We start from the raw sequence: 21,134 nt of genomic DNA on the forward strand, positions 1-21,134 counted from the left end.
CCCCGCCAACCGCCGCGGCCGGTGCCTTCATAAAAACCTCCCACCTTCGGCCCCCCCCCCCCTCCGGGCCGTTCACAACCGTCTCTGCAGGTTGCTCAGCGCCCGCAATGTTGCCAGGCTTGTCGTAGAGGTCGAGATCCGCAGAGGGTGAGATCGGCAGAGCGAGCGATGTGTCCAGCATCTCTGCGGTCGATTGGACTTGCCGCGCGGACCTTCGATAGACTTCAAGTACCCAAGACCGTCGGTCTTTTCGGAATCAACAGGATTCGCAATCGAGTTCTGTTGCCCGCAAAACGAAGACTCCACTGGAGTGACCTGCGCAGGTGAGCACGAGATTCTTCCGATGAGGTCCTATGATCTCATCATCCGAAGCGTTTCACGCATGCCTGCGTGGAGCGCTTTTTTGGTGTTGGGACACGATCGGCGACTGTACGAAAGGAACTACCATGGCGAGGCCAGACAAGGCAGCCGCAGTAGAGGAGATCAAACAGCAGTTTGAGAACTCCGACGCTGTGTTGCTGACCGAGTACCGCGGTCTCACCGTTGCGCAGATGCAAGATCTGCGCGTTTCACTCGGTGAGAACGTCAGCTACGCCGTGGTAAAGAATACGCTCACTGCTATTGCAGCCAAAGAAGCCGGAATCAACGATCTCGATGAGTTCCTCAACGGACCCACCGCGATCGCATTCGTCAACGGTGAACCACCTGAGGCTGCCAAGGCACTGCGTAACTTTGCCAAGGCGAATTCTCAGCTCGTATTGAAGGGCGGCCACTGGGATGGTGCCGTCCTCAGTGCTGAGGATGTCAACAAACTCGCCGACCTCGAACCTCGCGAAGTGCTGCTTTCAAAGGCAGCTGGTGCAATGAAGGCAAGCCTCCACCAGGCGGCTTACCTGTTCACCGCTCCGATGGTCAAGGCCGTGCGCACTGTCGACGCTCTCCGCGAGGAGCAGGACAACGCGCCTGCTTCGAACGACTGAGCATCACCCCATAAACCCGGTCGCTCAACGTGACCACCAAAGGAAGGACTGGCCACCATGGCTAAGCTCACCCCCGAAGAGCTCATCGAAGGTTTCAAAGAGCTCACCCTGATCGAACTCTCGGACTTCGTCAAGAAGTTCGAAGAGGTCTTCGAAGTTGAAGCTGCTGCACCTGCTGCCGCAGTTGCCGCTGCTCCTGCCGCCGGCGCAGAAGAGCCCGCCGAAGAGCAGACCGAATTCGACGTTATCCTCGAATCGGCCGGCGAGAAGAAGGTTCCTGTCATCAAGGAAGTTCGTGGGCTCACCTCCCTCGGACTCAAGGAAGCCAAGGACCTCGTCGACGGCGCACCCAAGGCCGTCCTCGAAGGCGTGTCCCAGGACGTCGCCGACAAGGCCAAGGAAACTCTCGAGGGCGCGGGCGCAACCGTCACCCTCAAGTGATTTCGCCGGCAGCAGTCTGACTGCTGCCGCATCGAAGAACCCCACAGCCGATGCTGTGGGGTTCTTCGCATTCACTGTTCGAGTCGGCGATGTTACAAGACCGCAACATGCTGAGATACCAGGCTGAGAGTGCCCTGCCCTATTCTTGAGTGGTGACTGACAGTACCACCGCGACCACGCTGCTGAAGAGGCTGAGTTCCGCGCTCCGAGACGCCTGGCAGAGCGATCCACTGTACATCGATCCGGTCATTGCTCCAGGCCTCACTGACAGTCAGAAGACAGCGGTCGAACACGCTTCGGAACAAGTCGAGAAGTCGGGCATTGCGCATTACATCGCGATTATGCCGCCCCTGCCGAACTCGGAGGAGGCCGCATGGTCGCGCTTCTGTTCTGATCTGGCATATTCGATGCATAAAGACAACGGCGAAGAGCAGACCATCGTCCTCTTCAGTCAGGCAGATGACGCCGCCCGGTCCTACGCCTACTTAGTCGATGCGAACGGACCTGCGATACCTCCGGGATCGGACTTTCTCGCCAGGTCGACCAGCGGCGACTTTCTGCCGGTCGAACTGGCGGTGCCGTATCAGCTGCAGATTCTCATTGCGGCAGCGAACGGAACCGAGCCTCCGGCACCTCCGGACTTCGATACCCGTGATGCCGGCGATCCCAGCGAGGACTACATCGAGGCCACCGGGCTGGACAACGGCAACCCGGACGTCCTCGTCTTCTCAGCGACGGCCGCTGCTGCCCTGGGACTGAGCGTCTGGGTGTTGCGCCGCCGGGCGAAGTACTCCTGGCGGAACTCGCTGACGACGAAGCCCGATCCTGTACGGACGCAGCAGCTGCGGGAGCGCGTGGTCAGTGCGCTCGAACCGCTTCCCGAGCCGGAAGACCCCACCGAGGAGATGTGGGCGCTCTACGACCGCGGCCGTCGAGTGCAGCAGTCGATCAGTTCGCTCATCGAGGCTCATCCCGATTGGGCCGAGAGCGTCGACTTCTCGCATCGCTTCGGTGTCGAGAACCTGCTGACCACGCACAAATGGGTTCGTGCTCGGCTGCGCGGATCGAGCAAGGCCGGCCCGGAGGCGCCTCGATTCTGCTTTCTCTTCCCCCGCCATCGGAACAAGATCGAGACGTTCGCCCTCAAGCAGGACGGAACCACGCTCATGGTCGACATGTGCGATCACTGTCGCCGAGAAGTCAACGCCGGGCATGAGCCGGAATGTCTCATGGTGCCCAAACGACCTGGTTCGAAGAAGCCCGTTCCCTACTATCACCGCTCCGATATGTACGCGCTGTCCGGCTTCGGCAGCTTCCAGCCGCTCGAAGACTCCGTGCTGGAATCGCTGGGCTCACCGTCGACGTCTGTGACGGGAGGGCGAAGGTGAACCCGGTAGGGAAATTCGGCGCGGCAATCGTCATCTTCGGTGCCGTGGCAACCGGTTCGGCGATCTACAGCTTCTCCGAATTCGACGAAGCCAGGGACGCCCGCATCGTCGCCGAGAAGGGCGACACGATCACGGTCGACTCGATCTATCTCGATCGCATCGAGGGTCGATACGATCCGGACTACGACCGGAGCCGTTACCAGACGATCGCAGAGTCCCTGCAGTCCGATCCGGTCTATATCGATCCCTATCAGGCATTCGAAGTCGATGCTGAGAACCTGGCGACGATCCGGGACGAGGTCAGGGGCCTCGACATGCCGATCTATGTCGCGATCCTGGTCGCCTCGCAGGTCGATGATGCTGATGGACAAGCAGACCTTCTCGCTGCCCGGATCGCCGAGGAGCTGCCCGACGAGCGTGCCACGGTGGTCGTTGTCGGGGGCGTTGGCGCCGAAGGTATTGCCGACAAGGGAGCCGTTCGGCGGATATCTCTCTCAGCCGCAGACACCGACTTCGACGATGATGATTCTGCCGTCGCACTGGCCTATGTGCGAGCGCTCAAAGCAGCAGAAGTCGAAGACGTGCAGTCCAACCTCTCGCGAAGTCTCGACGATGAGGGGCAGCCGATCGTCGTCGATGAGGACACCTCCACCGATCCGAACACGCTGGCCTACTCGAGTGGCGCAGCGGTCGGGGGCGCTGCGCTCGGTCTCATCGTCGGCGGTGGCTTGGGAATCGGGGGCGTCCTGAGTTGGAGAGCGATCAAGAAGAGGAAGCAGAACACGTGAGGACTGATGCACAGCAGATTGCCGAGGCACTCAAGGACGACCCGTTCCACATCGATGGGGCGCTCGAGGGGTCACTCAACGCGGATCTCATCGACCAGGCCCGGGAGACGGCGCAGGGATTGGACTATGACGTCTATGTCATCGCAGTCGATGAGCACTCCCTGAACCGAGATCTTCTGGAGCAGATCAAGGTGTTCAACGGAGGTCAAGGTTCGTTCATCATGATCAACGGTGAGTCTCAGCTCGCCGTCGATGTGAACTTCGAGGACGATCACGACTTGCAGATGCAGGTGATGGACCAGATGTCAGTTGCCCGCGATGAGTGGAACCACAGCTCGCCGTCGACGACGAAGCTCAATATCCTCCTCGACCTCTATGCGCAGCCGCAGGAATACAAGCAGGAGGAAGCCGTCACCGGGCAGGAGGCGCCCGGCAGCGAGGTTCAGACCGTTGACGGCGCGGGGTCCTTCGCTCCGATGTTCCTCGGTGGGGCGGTGCTCATCCTCGCGCTCGTCATCGCCGGAATCTGGTTCACTCGATCGCTGCGACAGCGTCGCGAGGCGACCCGGGCACAGAAGCAGTTCCAGTTGCCAGACCGGCTGCTGAACCGCGTCGATTCCCTGCAGCGGAAGTCACTGCGGGAGACCATCAACGCCGACACGACGCAGCTCGCCGAGCAGATCGAGAGCCTGCAGACGCAGAACCTGAGAACAGAGGACGCCGAGCAGGTCGAACGTGGCCTCGATGCCTATCAGATCGCTCGGCGGATCGTCGATGACGAGAGCTCGGAGCGCATCGATCTGGCCGGGGCGATGGTGCTCCTGCGACAGGCAGGACGGGAGATCGCCGAGGTGGGACCGGGCTGGCAGAAGAAGCGCGGTTCCCGTTCCGGGAGCGCGCTCCCCGAGAGCCTGTGCACGATCAACCCTCTGCACGGTGAGGCCCAGGCACGGACGCGGGTCGGAGCGAACTCGACGAACGTCCGCGTGCCCGTGTGCGGCTCCTGCCTGCGGGACCTGCGCGCAGACAACCAGCTGCAGTGGATCTTCGACGGTGACCGCCCCTATGTCGAAGGCACGAGTGTCTGGGCGCAGACGCTTTTCGGCGCCATCGGTTCGGACCTCGTCACTGCACTCCATCGGCAGGGCAGATAACCTGCTCGCGGGGGAGCCTCCGGTCATGGTCACCGGGCATGGCACGGGCGGGCAGAGCCACCTCGGCGTCGGCCTGATTCATCCGCAGCCCATCGATGTCTCCAAGCTGACGTTCGAGGAAGTCCCGGTCCACGGGCACTCCGTGTCCGGGCACGAACACGGTGGCCTCGGAGAACGACAGCAGGGTCCGGAGGCTGGCCACCCATTCGCTCAGTGAGGCGTCGTTGCCCGCCTGCGGGGGATCGCCTTCTTCGACGAGGTCACCGGTGAACACGACGCCGGCATCGATCAGGCGCACGACGAGGTCCGCCGTGGAGTGACCGCCCAGAGCATGGAACTCGACGCGGCAGTCGCCAAGGTCGATGATCGAATCTGTCCCTGGCGCATCGACGGGGGAGACGTCGACGAAGAGCGAGCTCGGGTCTTCGGGGAGCTCGGATGCGAATTCTGCTGTCTCGGGCGCAGTGCGGACGGCGTCGAGGGCGATCCACGCGGTCGCCTCCTGATCTCGGGCGAACGATTCGGAAACGTGGAAGGTCTCGACACCTGCCGCGACCAGTGTCGCGTTGCCGAAGAAATGGTCCCAGTGGTCGTGGGTGACGACGGCATCGATGGGATTGGCGCGGCCGGTCACTTCGACGCTCAGCTGCTGGGCTCTGCGGACCAATCGGTCCGCTGCGCTGGGTCCGGGACCCGAATCGACGATGAGGCTGCGGTGGGATCCGGTGATGATTCCGCAGTTGACCGCGGCCGGATTCTGAGAGAGAACACTGACATTGACCATGGGTGCAGTCTAGAATGTCCGCTCATGGAGATCACTGACATCCCCGCCGGATCCCGCAGCGCCGCTGACATCGACGAGATCCTCGCCGAGGCGGTCGACTTCGCCACCCTCATCAACCGGGCTTCGGGACTCGGTGCCGATTTCGATCCCCGGTCAGACGAGGTGCGGCAGCAACTGCTGTCGGACAACGGCTACGTCACGCATCAGACGTGGATCGGTCGCCTCGGCGGGGCCATTGTGGCCAAGGGCATCGCCTATCTGACATTGCAGGACAACCTCGATGTCGCCGACGTCTGGTGCTCGGTCCACCCCGAGCTGCGCGGGCAGGGGCTGGGAAGCGAACTGCTCGCGGCGATGGAAGCAAACTTGGCGGCACAGGGGCGCACCCAACTGACCAGCTATTGCGAGATTCCGCCGGCGGCTCGCGACGCCGACCTGCGCAGTGCCCACCTGGCGGCAGAATCCGGAGCGGGCAGCCTGCCCGTTGCGCAGCCGGACGTGGCGTTCCTGATCCGGCACGGCTTCGCATTCAAACAGCTCGAACGGTGCTCGGTGGCGAAGACCGCGACGGCTGCGAAGCTGCCCGCCCGTGACCTCGATGCCGGCTACACGATCGAGACCTGGACCGGGCCGACTCCCGAACACCGGCTCGACCAGGTCGCCCTCCTGCACCAGCGGATGTCGACGGACACTCCCGGTGCCGAAGAGTTCGGTGAGGAAGAGAAGTGGGATGCCGCACGAGTGCGCGCGCTCGACGCGAAACGGGCCGAGGGTCGGGAACAGCTCGGAACGGCGCTGGCTCTCAAGGGGGAGGCCCCTGCCGGCTTCACCGAGGTCGCCCACTTCGACGATCGCCCGGCGGTGGGCTGGCAGGGGTCGACTCTCGTGGTGCGAGACCACCGCGGCCACGGACTCGGAGCGGCGTTGAAGGTCGCCAACCATCAGGCGGTGGGGGAGTCCACTCAGGTGGAGCGGATCTACACGTGGAATGCGGTGGAGAACTCGTGGATGCTGGCCATCAACGACCGGGCGGGATTCGCAACGTGGGCCTGGGTCGGTCTGTGGAAAAAGCGTCTTGCATGACTTGACCGATTGCTATAGGCTTGATATTTGCGTTGATCTGCCTGTGGCGTGCCTTCATATAGCGGGGGGCACCTCATTTCCACTCAAGTGAACCACGTTGTCGCCCGGTGTCGAAATCTGACACTCCAGCGGTCGGCGATGTGACTTCGGGTGGGCAGTCGACCTATCAATTGGTGAAGCACTCGGAAGGATCCCATTGGCCGCCGCCAACGATAACACCAGGACCGCTAACGCCCCCAAGAGAATCTCCTTCGCGAAGATTCGCGAACCGCTCGAGGTTCCCGATCTGCTCGGTCTGCAGACAGACAGCTTCGATTGGCTCATCGGCTCGGAAACGTGGCAGGACCGCGTTGCTGAGGCCATCGAAATCGGAGACGATTCCGTCGCCACCACATCGGGACTCGAAGACATCTTCGAAGAGATCTCACCGATCGAGGACTTCGGTGGATCGATGTCGCTGTCGTTCCGGGAGCACCGGTTCGAAGCTGCCAAGTACTCCATCGATGAGTGCAAGGAACGCGACATGACCTATTCGGCGCCACTGTATGTGACCGCCGAATTCATGAACAACAACACCGGCGAGATCAAGAGCCAGACGGTCTTCATGGGTGATTTCCCGCTGATGACCGACAAAGGCACGTTCATCGTCAACGGCACCGAGCGCGTGGTCGTCTCACAGCTCGTGCGTTCGCCCGGCGCCTACTTCGAGTCCAGCGTCGACAAGACCACCGATAAGGACATCTTCACCGCGAAGATCATCCCCTCCCGTGGTGCATGGCTGGAGTTCGAGGTCGACAAGCGCGACCAGGTCGGCGTTCGCCTCGACCGCAAGCGCAAGCAGTCCGTGACGGTTCTGCTCAAGGCCCTCGGCTGGTCGGAAGCGAAGATCCTCGAAGAGTTCGGCGAGTTCGAATCGATCCGCGAGACCATGGCCAAGGACACGGTCAGCACTCAGGACGAAGCGCTGCTCGACATCTACAAGAAGCTGCGCCCGGCAGAGCCTGCGACCGCTGAAGCGGCACGCAACCTGCTCAACAACCTGTACTTCAACCCCAAGCGCTACGACCTGGCCAAGGTCGGCCGCTACAAGGTCAACCGCAAGCTGGGAGTCGATGCACCGCTGAGCGACTCGGTCCTGTCGACCGATGATGTGGTCGCGACTATCCGCTACCTCGTGTCCCTGCACGCAGGCGTGGACACCGCCAAGGGCGTCCGTGACGGCGAGAACATCGAGCTCAACGTCAAGCTCGACGACATCGACCACTTCGGCAACCGTCGCATCCGCGCGGTCGGCGAACTCATCGAGAACCAGGTCCGCACGGGTCTGTCTCGCATGGAGCGCGTCGTTCGTGAGCGCATGACCACTCAGGACGTCGAAGCGATCACACCTCAGACCCTGATCAACATCCGCCCCGTGGTGGCTGCGATCAAGGAGTTCTTCGGCACCTCGCAGCTCTCGCAGTTCATGGATCAGAACAACCCGCTCGCGGGTCTGACCCACAAGCGCCGCCTGTCCGCTCTGGGCCCGGGCGGTCTCTCACGTGACCGTGCCGCCATGGAAGTCCGTGACGTCCACCCCTCGCACTACGGACGTATGTGCCCGATCGAGACTCCCGAAGGCCCGAACATCGGCCTCATCGGTTCGCTGGCCTCCTACGCCCGCATCAACCCGTTCGGATTCATCGAGACGCCGTACCGCAAGGTCGTCGACGGTGTCGTCACCGACGAGACCGAGTACCTGACCGCCGATGATGAGCTCGAGTTCAACATCGCGCAGGCCAACGCCCCGTTGACCGAAGAGCAGCGCTTCGCCGAAGTCGAAGTCCTCGCACGTCCTAAGGGCGGCGGCGGTGAAGCCGAGCTGGTTCAGGACGACACGATTGACTTCATGGACGTCTCCGCGCGTCAGATGGTCTCAGTCGCGTCTGCGCTGATTCCGTTCCTTGAGCACGATGACGCGAACCGTGCCCTCATGGGTGCGAACATGCAGCGTCAGGCCGTGCCGCTGGTGATGTCGGAGTCCCCGGTCGTGGGAACCGGCATGGAGTACCGTGCCGCTGTCGACGCCGGCGATGTCATCACCGCCGATCGCCCAGGCGTCATCACCGAGGTGTCCGCCGACTTCGTCACCGTGCTGGCTGACGACGGCACGATGCAGACCTACCGTGCCTCGAAGTTCAAGCGTTCCAACCACGGAACCTCGTACAACCAGCGCATCATCGTCGACGAAGGCGATCGCGTCGAGTCGGGCACAGTCCTGGCCGACGGACCGTCGACCGAGAACGGTGAGATGGCTCTGGGCAAGAACCTTCTCGTGGCATTCATGTCCTGGGAAGGCTACAACTTCGAGGATGCGATCATCCTCTCCCAGCGTCTCGTTCAGGACGACGTTCTGTCCTCGATCCACATCGAGGAGCACGAGGTCGATGCTCGCGACACCAAGCTCGGTGCCGAAGAGATCACCCGCGACATTCCGAACATCTCGCCGGATGCCCTGGCCGACCTCGACGATCGCGGAATCATCCGCATCGGCGCCGAGGTCACCGATGGCGACATCCTCGTCGGCAAGGTCACCCCGAAGGGTGAGACCGAGCTGACTCCGGAAGAGCGCCTGCTGCGCGCGATCTTCGGAGAGAAGTCCCGCGAAGTCCGCGACACCTCGCTGCGGGTGCCCCACGGTGAGATCGGCACCGTCATCGGCGTCCGGGTCTTCGACCGTGAGGACGACGACGAGCTCTCGCCGGGCGTCAACCAGATGGTCCGCGTCTACGTCGCCCAGCGCCGTAAGATCACCATCGGTGACAAGATGGCCGGTCGTCACGGCAACAAGGGTGTCATCTCGACCATCCTGCCCGTTGAGGACATGCCGTTCCTGTCCGACGGAACCCCCGTCGACATCATCCTCAACCCGCACGGTGTTCCCCGCCGTATGAACATCGGACAGGTCTTCGAAGTCCACCTCGGATGGATTTCGAAGCAGGGTTGGAAGATCGAAGGCAGCCCCGAGTGGGCAGCCGACCTTCCCTCCGCTGCCCGCGAAGCCGAAGCCGGAACCAACCTGGCGACTCCGGTCTTCGACGGTGCACACGAGCAGGAGCTGCGCGGACTGCTGGATTCGACGACTCCCAACCGCGATGGGGATCGACTCATCGATTCCTCGGGCAAGGCCCAGCTGTTCGACGGTCGCTCCGGCGAACCGTTCCCGTACCCGATCGCTGTCGGCTACATGTACATGCTCAAGCTCCACCACCTCGTCGACGACAAGATCCACGCGCGTTCGACCGGCCCGTACTCGATGATCACCCAGCAGCCGCTCGGTGGTAAGGCGCAGTTCGGCGGTCAGCGCTTCGGTGAGATGGAAGTGTGGGCCCTCGAGGCCTACGGTGCGGCCTACACGCTGCAGGAACTGCTGACGATCAAGTCCGATGACATCCCAGGCCGCGTCAAGGTCTACGAAGCCATCGTCAAGGGCGAGAACCTGCCCGATCCGGGAATCCCCGAGTCGTTCAAGGTCCTCATCAAGGAGATGCAGTCCCTGTGCCTCAACGTCGAAGTTCTGTCGTCGGACGGAGCCGAGGTTGAGATGCGTGACGGCGAAGACGAGGTCTACCGTGCAGCTGAAGAGCTGGGCATCGACCTGTCTCGCCGCGAAGCCCAGACCGTAGAAGAAGTCTGAGGACTTCCACTTCAACCGACACAACTTCGCGATGAACGAGATGTTCATCGCCAGGAAAGAGGATTTACGTGCCTGACGTCAATTTCTTTGATGAGCTACGTATCGGTCTTGCCACTGCGGAATCCATCCGCGGCTGGTCACACGGTGAGGTGAAAAAGCCTGAGACCATCAACTACCGCACACTCAAGCCCGAGAAGGACGGACTCTTCTGCGAGAAGATCTTCGGACCCACTCGTGACTGGGAGTGCGCCTGCGGCAAGTACAAGCGCGTCCGCTTCAAGGGCATCATCTGCGAGCGCTGCGGCGTCGAGGTGACCCGTGCGAAGGTTCGCCGTGAGCGCATGGGACACATCGAGCTGGCCGCACCTGTCACTCACATCTGGTACTTCAAGGGTGTTCCCTCACGCTTGGGCTACCTGCTGGACCTGGCGCCGAAGGACCTCGAGAAGGTCATCTACTTCGCCGCCTACATGATCACCACGGTGGATGAGGACTCCCGCCACCGTGATCTGCCCAGCCTGCAGAACAAGATCGACATCGAGAAGCAGCAGATCGGCACCCGCCGTGACGCCGACATCGATCGTCGCGCCAAGAAGCTCGAAGAAGACCTGGCAGCACTCGAGGCCGACGGCGGTTCCGCCCCGGCCAAGAAGAAGCTGCGCGATGTCGCCGAGAAGGAAATGGACAAGCTGCGCAAGAACGCCGACCGTGAGGTCGACCGCCTTGAGCAGGTGTGGGATCGGTTCAAGAACCTCAAGGTCAACGACCTCGAGGGCGATGAGGGCCTGTACCGCGAGATGTTCCACCGCTTCGGCCTGTACTTCACAGGCGCCATGGGCGCCGAGGCGATCCAGAAGCGTCTGCTCGAGTTCGACCTCGATGCCGAATCCGAGAAGCTGCGTGAACTGATCGCCACAGGCAAGGGCCAGCGCAAGACCCGCGCCCTGAAGCGTCTCAAGGTCGTCAACGCGTTCCTGACCACTGACAACAACCCCGAGGGCATGGTCCTCGATGTTGTTCCTGTGGTGCCGCCCGAACTGCGCCCGATGGTGCAGCTCGACGGTGGACGCTTCGCCACGTCTGACCTCAACGACCTCTACCGTCGTGTGATCAACCGCAACAACCGCCTCAAGCGTCTGCTGGACCTCGGTGCTCCCGAGATCATCGTCAACAACGAGAAGCGGATGCTGCAGGAAGCCGTGGACTCACTGTTCGACAACGGCCGTCGCGGCCGTCCTGTGACCGGACCGGGCAACCGCCCGCTGAAGTCACTGTCGGACATGCTCAAGGGCAAGCAGGGACGTTTCCGTCAGAACCTCCTGGGCAAGCGTGTGGACTACTCGGGCCGTTCGGTCATCGTCGTCGGTCCGCAGCTGCACCTGCACCAGTGTGGTCTGCCCAAGACCATGGCTCTGGAACTGTTCAAGCCCTTCGTGATGAAGCGCCTGGTCGATCTCAACCATGCACAGAACATCAAGTCGGCCAAGCGCATGGTCGAGCGTCAGCACCCTCAGGTGTGGGACGTGCTCGAAGAGGTCATCACCGAACACCCGGTGCTGCTCAACCGTGCACCGACCCTGCACCGCCTGGGCATCCAGGCGTTCGAACCGCAGCTCATCGAGGGTAAGGCCATCCAGCTGCACCCCCTCGTCTGCTCGGCGTTCAACGCCGACTTCGATGGTGACCAGATGGCCGTGCACCTGCCGCTGAGCCCCGAGGCCCAGGCAGAGGCACGTGTGCTCATGCTCTCGGCTAACAACATCCTCAAGCCTTCGGACGGCAAGCCCGTGACCATGCCCTCACAGGACATGATCATCGGTCTCTACCACCTGACTTCCGTGCGCAAGGGGCTGGCCGGCGAGGGACGTTCCTTCACCGGTCTCGGCGAAGCCATCATGGCCTTCGACCGGGGCGAGCTGGACCTCGGTTCGGTCATCACGATCCGTCTTGATAACGTCGTCCCCGGCGACGATCTCGAGGTTCCCGAGGGGTGGGAAGCCGGCGATCCGCTGGATGTGGAGACCACACTTGGTCGTGCACAGTTCAACGATTACCTGCCTGCCGACTACTCGTTCATGAACTCCACGATCGACAAGAAGGCACTCAGCCGCATCATCAACTACCTGGCTGAGGAATACCCCAAGGTCGATGTCGCGCAGACGCTGGACAACTTCAAGGCCGGCGGCTTCTACTGGGCGACCCGGTCGGGCATCACCATCTCGATGTCCGATGTGGTCTCACCCGAAGCCAAGACGGAGATCCTCGACAACGCCGAGGCCTTCGACACGAAGGTTCAGCAGCAGTACGAACTCGGTGCGCTCACCGATGACGAACGCCGCAACGAACTGGTCAAGCTGTGGACCGAGACGACCGAGAAGGTCGACCAGGTCATGCGGACGAACTTCCCGGAGGAGAACTCGGTTCTGCGTCTGGTGGAGTCCGGCGCATCCGGTAACTGGATGCAGGTCCGTCAGCTGGCCGGTATGCGTGGACTGGTGACGAACCCGAAGGGTGAGATCATCCCCCGTCCGATCGTCTCGAACTACCGTGAGGGACTGTCGGTGCTGGAGTACTTCATCGCCTCGCACGGTGCTCGTAAGGGTCTGGCCGATACCGCTCTGCGTACCGCTGACTCCGGTTACCTGACCCGTCGCCTCGTCGACGTGTCGCAGGACGTCATCGTCCGCACTGCTGAAGCCGACTCGAACAAGGGCATCACCCTGCCTGCGGCCGAGCGCGACCACGAGGGCAAGCTCGTGCCGCACGAGTATGCAGAGACGACCCTGTACGGGCGACTCACAGTCTCAGACGTCTCCGACGCCGATGGCAATGTCATCGTGCCGGGCAAGACCGACGTGACCGCAGAGACGATCGATACGCTGGTCGCTGCCGGGATCGAGGAGCTCAAGGTTCACTCCGTGCTCACCGCTGATTCCGATACGGAGATCTCGGCCATGCACTACGGCCGCTCGATGGCCACCGGAAAGCTCGTCGACATCGGCGAAGCCATCGGCACCGTCGCTGCCCAGTCGATCGGTGAGCCGGGAACCCAGCTCACCATGCGTACCTTCCACACGGGTGGTGCGGCGGCGTCCTCGGGTGACATCACCCAGGGTCTGCCGCGTGTGACCGAGCTCTTCGAAGCTCGCACACCGAAGGGCTTCGCTCCCATCGCCGAGGCGACCGGACGTGCCAAGGTCGATGACAGCCGCAAGACCCGCTTCGTCGTCATCACCCCCGACGACGGCGGCGACGAGATCGAGCACGCAGTCTCCAAGCGTGCCCGTCTCCTCGTCGAGGACGGGCAGAACGTCAAGGCCGGCGAACAGCTGGTCGTCGGTGCTGTCGATCCGAAGCAGGTGCTGCGCATTCGTGGTCGTCGTGAGGCCGAGCGCTTCCTCGTCGAGCAGGTGCAGAAGGTGTACCGCTCGCAGGGCGTGGGCATCCACGACAAGCACATCGAGGTCATCGTCCGGCAGATGCTGCGTCGCGTGACCGTGATCGAGTCGGGCGACACCAACCTGCTGCCCGGCGAGCTGGTTGACCGTGGGCGCTACCAGGGCGAGAACCGCCGTGTGGTTGCCGAAGGCGGCCAGCCGGCATCTGCTCGTGACGAACTCATGGGCATCACGAAGGCGTCCTTGGCCACCGATTCGTGGCTGTCGGCCGCGTCCTTCCAGGAGACGACACGCGTCCTCACCGAGGCCGCCATGGAAGGCAAGTCGGACAGCCTGATGGGTCTCAAGGAGAACGTCATCCTCGGTAAGCTCATCCCTGCGGGCACCGGCCTGCAGACACACCGCGACATCGTGGTGGAGCCGACCGAAGAGGCGAAGGCCGAGATGTTCACGAACAGCTACGGCGACTTCTATGCAGGCATCGGGTCCGATTCCGGATCCGCCATCCCGCTGGAGGACTACGACTACGGCGCCTTCAGCTGAAGCGCGACGTCTGAGTCGACGCCCTGCCGCTGAGCCATCCGGCTGAGCCGACAGGCATCGTAAGAGGGGCACTCACCATTCGGTGAGTGCCCCTCTTCGTCATTCACCCGCAGCTTGCGCGATTTCAGGCGCAAACACATGGCCGCAGAAGTCCCTCGGACTATGGCACCGACCGTTTGCCTGCGGCCGCTCCTGTGGAGCGCGTCTGCGGCCGCGTCTTAGTCGGCGGCCCCGTTTGCGACGCGTATTTGCACTGCGCGGCGGCTGCCTCGTTGTCGATGGCAGACCAGGAAGGAGGTGCCCGTGTGCGTCTAGCCGAAGAGGACCTGAGCCTCTTCCCAGCGCTGAAGAGGGACGGATTTGAGGCGGTCGACGGCGGAGGCCATGTCGACCGAGTGGATCTCGGTGCCCTTGAGGCTGGCCATTTTGCCCCAGTCGCCACTCTGCGCCAGATCCGCCGCGGCCATTCCGAGCCGCGTCGACAGGACACGGTCGTAGGCGGTGGGGGAGCCGCCTCGCTGCAGGTGCCCGAGGATGGTGGCACGGGATTCGATTCCGGTGATCTCCTCGATCTTCGGAGCCAGGAAGTCTGCGATTCCGCCTAGGCGGGTCCGTCCTTTGTTGTCGACACCGCGGTCTGCGACCTGTTCGTCGAGCCCCTCCGGGATGAAGCCTTCGGCCACGACGACGATGGGAGCGCGGCCGCGGTCCCTGGCCGATGTCACCCATTCCTCGATCTGGTCGAAGGAGACCGGGAACTCGGGCATGAGGATCGCGTGGGCACCACCGGCCATTCCGGCATGCAGGGCGATCCAACCGACGTTGCGGCCCATGACCTCGATGACCATGCACCGATGATGGGATTCCGCCGTGGTCCTGAGACGGTCGATCGCCTCGGTGGCGATGGCCTGGGCGGAGTCGAAGCCGAAGGTGTAGTCGGTGCCGCTGAGATCATTGTCGATGGTCTTCGGGACGCCGATGATGTTGAGCCCCTCCTCGGCCACGAGTCGCGAGGCACCGGCCAGCGTGCCTTCGCCGCCGATCGCTATGATCGCATCGATGCCGTGGGAGGCCATGACCTCGCGCATCCGATCCGGTCCGCCGCCCTCATAGGGATGGGTGCGGGACGTGCCGAGGATGGTGCCACCTCGGCCGGAGAGTCCACGAACGTCGAGCATCGACATGTCGAACACGTCATCTTCGAGCAGGCCGCGCCACCCGTCGCGGATCCCGACGAACGTATCGTCGTGGGAGCGGATGCCCTTGCGGACGATTCCGCGGATGACCGCGTTGAGTCCGGGGCAGTCCCCGCCGGAGGTCAGTACACCTATCTTCATTCCAATTGCCCCTGATCCTTTGCTCGGTACCCTTTGGCCAAATGCACGTCGTGGCCTGCCATGAGGGAAACTCCCTTGAGAATCAGCGTCCCGTTGGAGCCGTCGCCTTTGGCGGATCCACGGATCTCATTGCCGGCCATGATGTTGATCGTGTCGTCGCGGACTCGCACTCCCGGGGGGACATAGATGTCGTGGCCGGCCCACATCGAATACGACGTCAGCGAGACTGTCACTCCGGGGCCCATGACGTCGCAGAGGTCGACGTTGTCGCCGCCCATCAGCGCGTAGGTGGTGATGTCCGAGGTTCCTGCGGGGACATCGAGCTCGCGGCCCGACATGATCGCGACGGAGTTCATCGGTTCCCCGGAGCCGGGTTCGGCCACCGGCGCCAAAGGCGTAGGGCCGTTGTGGCGAGCGAGTGTGGTGCCTGCGGTCGTACCCCCGCCGGTCTGTCTCTGTAGGGACATATAGAGGTCGTGGCCTTCGGGAAGATCCACGATGAGAGGCAGAAGCTCATCGAGGTACTTGGCCGATATCGCCTCGTCCTGACGTTCGGCGGTTTCGTTCGGGTCGAGCCGACCACTGCTGACAGCCTCGGCGATGACGCCGAGAACCGCATCCCGGTCCTTGTCTGAGGCACGTATGCGTGGCGCGGGCGAGTTCGGGGAATCTTCGTTGGCCATGGTGACCAGTGTAGCGGGGGACAGGCTTCGACAGGCGAGAGAAGGAATCGACAAGTCCCACAGGCTGGCCACAGCTTCGACCAATGCTGGGCCTAAGCCCGAGCGGAACTGTTGTCTGCATGAGACAGCACAGCATCCCTTGGGACCAGGCCGGCCCCCACGCCCACCAACAGACCCAGACCGCAGACACCCGAACACCCACGACGGTCGACCTCGTCGTGCCCGTCTACAACGAGGAAACCGCCCTGGCGGCCTCAGTCGAAACGCTGCTCAGGGCCACGAGCGAAGGGGACAGTCACGTCACGATCATCATCGCAGACAATGCCAGCACCGACTCCACCCCCTCCATCGCCGAGGCGCTCGTTGAAGACCATCCCAAGGTGCGGTGCGTCCGTCTGGAGCAGCAGGGTCGTGGTCGTGCGCTGGCAACGGTGTGCTCGGAGTCGAATGCCGATGTCGTGGTCTACACAGATGTGGATCTGGCAACCGACATCCGAGCGTTGGATCCGATGGTCGAGGTCAAATCACGCTGCTGCAACCGTCTGCTGAGAGTCAGCTTGGGCGTGAGATTCAGCGACGCCCAATGCGGGTTCAAGGCGATGTCGGCCACAGCCGCGAAGATGCTGTTGCCCTCAGTCGAGGACAAGGAATGGTTCTTCGACACCGAGCTGGGCACCCGAGCCGAATGGGCGGGACTGCGCATCCACGAATTCGGAGGCAACGCCGCCGACGGCTGATGCCCAGGTGCAGACATGACTGTGCCCCCACCGATTCGGTGGGGGCACAGTCGTGCGTTCTCAGGTCACTCAGCGGTGCAGGTCGAAGCGGTCTGCTTCGACGAGCTTGCTCCAGGTCTTGACGAAGTCGTTGACGAACTTCTCCTGGGCATCGTCGGAGGCGTACACCTCGGCGATGGCGCGCAGTTCGGAGTTCGACCCGAAGAGCAGATCGATACGGCTGCCGGTCCACAGCTTCTCTCCGGCAGGGGAGAAGCATTCGTAGACGGTGGCGGTCTCGGACGGCCCGACCGGCTTCCACACGTTGCCGAGTTCGAGCAGGTTGACGAAGAAGTCGTTCGTCAGCTCGCCCGGACGATCGGTGAAGACGCCCAGGTCGGAGTCTTCATAGTTGGCGCCGAGGACGCGCAGGCCGCCGATGAGCACGGTCAGCTCCGAAGGAGTCAGACCGAGGAGGCTGGCCCTGTCGAGGAGGAGATGCTCTGCCGACAGTGGGAGACCCTCGGTCAGGTAATTGCGGAAACCGTCATGAGTCGGCTCCAGGAAGGAGAACGAGTTGACGTCAGTCTGCTCTTGGGTGGCGTCTCCGCGACCGGCGGACACCGGAACGCTGACATCGTGTCCGGCAGCCTTCGCCGCAGTTTCGATGCCGACCGCACCAGCGATCGCCAGAACATCGGCGAACGAGGCGCCGGTGTCAGCCGCGATGCGCTCGAGGACGGTGATGACCTCGGCCAGTTTCGCGGGTTCGTTGACCTCCCAGTTCTTCTGAGGTTCGAGGCGCAGACGTCCGCCGTTGACACCGCCACGGAAGTCCGAGCGGCGGTGCGAGGAGGCTGCGGCCCACGTCGTCGACACCAGCTGGGAGACGGACAGACCTGACTCGCGCACGGCGGCCTTGACAGCCTCGATGCCGGCCGCGTCAAGCGGGGTGCCCTCTGGAACCGGGTCCTGCCAGATGAGCTCTTCGGTGGGAACCTCGGGTCCGAGGTAGCGCGTAGCCGGGCCCATGTCACGGTGGGTGAGTTTGAACCAGGCACGGGCGAAGGCATCTTCGAAGGCCTTCTGATCATCCTTGAAGCGACGCGAGATCTCGCCGTAGATGGGGTCGAAGCGCAGGGACAGGTCGGTCGTGAGCATACGGGGCTCGCGGCGGCCGTCACCCTGTGCCATGGGGACCATGTCGTCTCCACCGCCGTCGACTGGGCGCCACTGCAGGTGCCCGCCGTCGTTTTCGAAGACCTCCCACTCGTAGGCGAAGAGAATGTGGAAGAACTCGTTGTCCCAGCGGGTCGGGTGGTAGGTCCAGGTGACCTCGATGCCGCTGCCGACGGTGTCATTGCCCTGACCCGTGCCGAAGTCGCTGCTCCAGCCCAGTCCCTGCTCTTCGATCGGGGCGGCTTCCGGGTCTCCGCCCTTGTGGGACTCGGGTGCTGCACCGTGGGTCTTGCCGAAGGTGTGTCCGCCGGCGATGAGGGCAACTGTCTCCTCGTCGTCCATGGCCATCCGGGCGAAGGTTTCGCGGATGTCGATCGCCGCTGCCAGCGGATCCGGCTTGCCTTCCGGGCCCTCGGGGTTGACGTAGATGAGGCCCATGGTCGTTGCGGCCAGTGGCTTCTGCAGTTCGCGGTTGCCCACATAGCGCTTGTCGGTGCCCAGCCATTCGGTCTCCGAACCCCAGTAGACGTCATTGTCAGGTTCCCACACGTCCTTGCGGCCACCGGCGTAGCCGAAGGTCTTGAAGCCCATGGACTCCAATCCCACGTTTCCGGCGAGGATGAACAGGTCGGCCCAGGAGATCTTCTTGCCGTACTTCTTCTTGACCGGCCAGAGCAGTCGACGAGCCTTGTCGAGGCCGACGTTGTCGGGCCAGGAGTTCAACGGGGCGAACCGCTGCTGTCCCTCGCCTCCTCCGCCGCGTCCGTCCTGGACGCGGTAGGTGCCGGCGGAGTGCCAGGCCATGCGGATCATGAAAGGACCGTAGTGCCCGAAGTCGGCCGACCACCAGTCAGCGTTCGTCTTCTGGAGCTCTTCGATGTCGGCCTTGAGCGCGTAGTAGTCGAGGCTGGCGAACTCGGCGTCGTAGTCGAATCCCTCGTCCATGGGGTCGCGGGCCGGCTGATTCTTGGCCAGGATCTTGAGGTTGAGGCGGTTGGGCCACCAATGGGTATTGGCGTCGCCCTGGCTGGGACGGGCCAGCGCGTCGGCATCCGGGGCCGATGCCGCAGACGCAGTCGAGTGGGCGACTGGGCAGCCGCCGGTGGTCGATGTTTCGGTCATTGTGTTCCTTTCACAGTCGAGTCCGGTGAGGGCTCGGTTGAAGACAAGGCGGTGGCCTTATCAAAGGATGGATCGGCTCAGACCGCCGAGGCGGGTTCGGTGCTGCCCGAAGGCGCTGCAGACTCAGCACAGTCAGGACACAGGCCCCAGAAGGTCACCTCGGCCTGCTCGATGACGAATCCCGCGTCGTGCGATGGGGTCAGACAGGGGGCCTGTCCGACCGTGCAATCGATATCGACGATGAGGCTGCAGGACCGGCAGACGAGGTGGTGATGGTTGTCCCCGATGCGCCTTTCATATCGGGCGACGGACCCGGACGGCTGAATGCACCGCACGAGTCCGACCTCGGTGAGTGTATGCAGCGAGTCGTAGACAGCCTGATGCGACACCTCGGGGAGGGTCTCTCGAACAGCGTGGATGACGGTCTCTGTGTCTGCGTGCTGGTGATCGCACACGGCCTCGAGTACCGCGACCCTCTGTTTCGTCACGCGAAGGGAGCTGTTCCGCAATGCTGCGGTCGGATCCGATTCGTGTCCATGCTTGTTCTCAGCCACGGCTATAGCTTGCCGCCTTTTCTTGAATGAGTCAAGGAAGGGGATGGGCGCGTGCACGAGCCTTGGCCGTCATCGGCGTCGTGCTTCGGTCCGCGGAGATTGCCTGCGCGGGGGGTGCCCCTATGTTTTTCGTCAAGGGGTAAAGGTCAGGTTTCTCTAGAAAATTCGGTCGGGGTCGAGGGGCAGGGGTGATCTGTCCGGGAACTGTCTCCCGGACTGATCAGGCACTTCGCTTCGACACGGTTCAGGCAGCGGTGGCCACCTCGGGTGCGTGGAAGTAGGCGCCATCGCGCAACATCGCGTACAGCACGTTGCATCGCCTTCGTGCCAACGCGATCAACGCCTGATTGTGCTTCTTATGCTCGGCACGCTTCTTGTCGTAATACGCCCTCGACAATGGGTCCTTCAACGCCGCGAAGGCCGACAAAAACAGGGCCCGTTTGAGGATCTTGTTACCCCGCCGCGACGAGTGATCACCCCGAATCGATGTCCCCGACCGCCACGTCACCGGCGCCAGGCCGGCATACGATGCCAGGTGTCCGGCAGACTCGAAGTCCTTACCCACCACCTCGGTCAGGATCCTCGCCGTCGTCCTGACGCCGACTGCCGGCATCGACGTCAGGAGCCCGAAAAGCGGATGCGCCTGGACCAGCTGTTCGATGCGTACCAGCACTTCGTCCCGTGACGTGCGTGTCTTCGCCAATGAAGTTGCCAACTGCGGCAGCACGAGCCCGGCCGCGTCGGTGCCCGACACCACGACCGTCTGCCCGTCTAAGGCGGTGAAGATCGCTGCCGCCCACCGTTTCCAGGCCCGCGGTGCCTGCTTGCGCAGGAGAGTCTCGACTCGGTGTTTGCCGGCGTGCCGCAGGGCCTTGGGCGTCGGGTACTTCGCCAGTAGCGCCAGCATCGCTGGGTGGTCCAGGTGCGGGCCGATGGCGGTCTCTAATCCGGGGTGGATCTGGGTCAGCAGGCCGCGGATCCGATTCGATGTCGCCGTGGCCTGCTTGGCCAGGTCATCGTCGTAGCCGCACAGCATCGACAGTTCGGCGACGTTCTCATCGGCAATCCGGATGCCCCGCAGAGTGTGGGGCATGGTCCGGGCGGCCTCGGCGATGATCGCGGCATCCCTGGCATCGGTCTTCGCCTCACCAGGGTGTAAGTCGGCGATGCGACGCATCGCCAACCCCGGCAGGTAGGCAACCGGGATTGCCTCGGCTTGAGCCACCGCCACCGGCAGGGCCCCGATCGTGGCGGGCTGGTCAACGACGACGAGCAACTGCCCGTGCTTACGCAGTCGGGTGATCAGGG

Annotated in this window: 15 protein-coding genes; 9 read left to right on the forward strand and 6 right to left on the reverse strand. The window is 63.1% G+C overall.

Translation table 11 applies throughout. The features are described 5' to 3' along the window. The first annotated feature begins 446 nt into the window (after positions 1-446). The 5 genes from rplJ (at position 447) to L0G76_RS06305 (ending at position 4,751) form a co-directional block, all read left to right on the forward strand. The gene (rplJ, locus tag L0G76_RS06285) at positions 447-980 is read left to right on the forward strand and encodes a 50S ribosomal protein L10 (RefSeq protein WP_092103063.1); all 534 of its coding nucleotides are present in this window, start codon (positions 447-449) and stop codon (positions 978-980) included. Between the two features lie 57 nt (positions 981-1,037). Continuing rightward, positions 1,038-1,421, forward strand: a complete 384-nt coding sequence (gene rplL / locus L0G76_RS06290; RefSeq protein WP_304356463.1) for a 50S ribosomal protein L7/L12 — start codon at positions 1,038-1,040, stop codon at positions 1,419-1,421. A 152-nt stretch (positions 1,422-1,573) separates the two neighbouring features. Continuing rightward, positions 1,574-2,809: a hypothetical protein gene (locus L0G76_RS06295; protein ID WP_304356464.1), complete on the forward strand. Its 1,236-nt coding sequence runs from the start codon at positions 1,574-1,576 to the stop codon at positions 2,807-2,809. Next, positions 2,806-3,597: a hypothetical protein gene (locus L0G76_RS06300; RefSeq protein WP_304356465.1), complete on the forward strand. Its 792-nt coding sequence runs from the start codon at positions 2,806-2,808 to the stop codon at positions 3,595-3,597. The genes L0G76_RS06295 and L0G76_RS06300 overlap by 4 nt, the downstream gene beginning before the upstream one ends. Then, positions 3,594-4,751 (forward strand): hypothetical protein, encoded by a 1,158-nt coding sequence (locus L0G76_RS06305; RefSeq protein ID WP_304356466.1) that lies wholly within the window; start codon positions 3,594-3,596, stop codon positions 4,749-4,751. Before L0G76_RS06300 ends, L0G76_RS06305 begins: the two co-directional genes overlap by 4 nt. Here the strand turns inward: L0G76_RS06305 and L0G76_RS06310 are convergent. Further along, on the reverse strand, positions 4,723-5,535 hold the full coding sequence (locus L0G76_RS06310) for an MBL fold metallo-hydrolase (protein ID WP_304356467.1): 813 nt from the start codon (positions 5,533-5,535) through the stop codon (positions 4,723-4,725). The two genes, L0G76_RS06305 and L0G76_RS06310, sit on opposite strands and share 29 nt — an antisense overlap. A 24-nt stretch (positions 5,536-5,559) precedes the next feature. Between L0G76_RS06310 and L0G76_RS06315 the strand changes: the two genes are divergently transcribed. The 3 genes from L0G76_RS06315 (at position 5,560) to L0G76_RS06325 (ending at position 14,235) form a co-directional block, all read left to right on the forward strand. After that, a complete protein-coding gene (locus L0G76_RS06315) occupies positions 5,560-6,618 on the forward strand; it encodes a GNAT family N-acetyltransferase (protein WP_304356468.1) in 1,059 nt (352 codons plus the stop codon). A gap of 196 nt (positions 6,619-6,814) precedes the next feature. Beyond that, positions 6,815-10,294: a DNA-directed RNA polymerase subunit beta gene (gene rpoB, locus L0G76_RS06320; RefSeq protein ID WP_304356469.1), complete on the forward strand. Its 3,480-nt coding sequence runs from the start codon at positions 6,815-6,817 to the stop codon at positions 10,292-10,294. Positions 10,295-10,362: 68 nt separating this feature from the next. Further along, complete coding sequence (locus tag L0G76_RS06325) at positions 10,363-14,235, forward strand: DNA-directed RNA polymerase subunit beta' (protein WP_304356470.1); 3,873 nt, start codon at positions 10,363-10,365, stop codon at positions 14,233-14,235. Positions 14,236-14,546: 311 nt separating this feature from the next. Here L0G76_RS06325 and L0G76_RS06330 read toward each other — a convergent pair whose 3' ends face one another. Both L0G76_RS06330 and L0G76_RS06335 read right to left on the reverse strand, forming a co-directional pair. Beyond that, entirely contained in the window at positions 14,547-15,572 is a 1,026-nt protein-coding gene (locus L0G76_RS06330) for an ATP-dependent 6-phosphofructokinase (protein ID WP_304356471.1), read from the reverse strand. Further along, on the reverse strand, positions 15,569-16,255 hold the full coding sequence (locus tag L0G76_RS06335) for a DUF1707 SHOCT-like domain-containing protein (RefSeq protein ID WP_304356472.1): 687 nt from the start codon (positions 16,253-16,255) through the stop codon (positions 15,569-15,571). The genes L0G76_RS06330 and L0G76_RS06335 overlap by 4 nt, the downstream gene beginning before the upstream one ends. Before the next feature lie 119 nt (positions 16,256-16,374). Here L0G76_RS06335 and L0G76_RS06340 point away from each other — a divergent pair, with 119 nt between their 5' ends. Further along, entirely contained in the window at positions 16,375-16,992 is a 618-nt protein-coding gene (locus L0G76_RS06340; protein ID WP_304356473.1) for a glycosyltransferase, read from the forward strand. Between the two features lie 69 nt (positions 16,993-17,061). On the opposite strand, the gene katG is transcribed toward L0G76_RS06340, so the two are convergent. The 3 genes from katG to L0G76_RS06355 all read right to left on the reverse strand — a co-directional run. Beyond that, positions 17,062-19,272 carry a catalase/peroxidase HPI gene (katG, locus tag L0G76_RS06345; RefSeq protein ID WP_304356474.1) on the reverse strand — a complete coding sequence of 737 codons (2,211 nt, stop codon included), beginning with the start codon at positions 19,270-19,272 and terminating at the stop codon, positions 17,062-17,064. Between the two features lie 77 nt (positions 19,273-19,349). Then, a complete protein-coding gene (locus tag L0G76_RS06350) occupies positions 19,350-19,826 on the reverse strand; it encodes a Fur family transcriptional regulator (protein WP_304356475.1) in 477 nt (158 codons plus the stop codon). A 244-nt stretch (positions 19,827-20,070) separates the two neighbouring features. Then, positions 20,071-21,134, reverse strand: a 1,064-nt coding sequence (locus tag L0G76_RS06355) for an IS110 family RNA-guided transposase (RefSeq protein ID WP_304356476.1), incomplete at its 5' end; no start/stop codon positions are given.

This window comes from Brevibacterium picturae (assembly GCF_030453725.1).
Taxonomy (GTDB): Bacteria; Actinomycetota; Actinomycetes; order Actinomycetales; family Brevibacteriaceae; genus Brevibacterium; species Brevibacterium sandarakinum_A.

What these genes read in the sequence shown, in the direction of transcription:
- L0G76_RS06315 (WP_304356468.1), top strand. Translation starts at nt 5,560, where the DNA reads ATGGAGATCACTGACATCCCCGCCGGATCCCGCAGCGCCGCTGACATC.
- L0G76_RS06310 (WP_304356467.1), bottom strand. Translation starts at nt 5,535, where the DNA reads ATGGTCAATGTCAGTGTTCTCTCTCAGAATCCGGCCGCGGTCAACTGC.
- rplL (WP_304356463.1), top strand. Translation starts at nt 1,038, where the DNA reads ATGGCTAAGCTCACCCCCGAAGAGCTCATCGAAGGTTTCAAAGAGCTC.
- L0G76_RS06335 (WP_304356472.1), bottom strand. Translation starts at nt 16,255, where the DNA reads ATGGCCAACGAAGATTCCCCGAACTCGCCCGCGCCACGCATACGTGCC.
- rplJ (WP_092103063.1), top strand. Translation starts at nt 447, where the DNA reads ATGGCGAGGCCAGACAAGGCAGCCGCAGTAGAGGAGATCAAACAGCAG.
- L0G76_RS06340 (WP_304356473.1), top strand. Translation starts at nt 16,375, where the DNA reads ATGAGACAGCACAGCATCCCTTGGGACCAGGCCGGCCCCCACGCCCAC.
- katG (WP_304356474.1), bottom strand. Translation starts at nt 19,272, where the DNA reads ATGACCGAAACATCGACCACCGGCGGCTGCCCAGTCGCCCACTCGACT.
- L0G76_RS06330 (WP_304356471.1), bottom strand. Translation starts at nt 15,572, where the DNA reads ATGAAGATAGGTGTACTGACCTCCGGCGGGGACTGCCCCGGACTCAAC.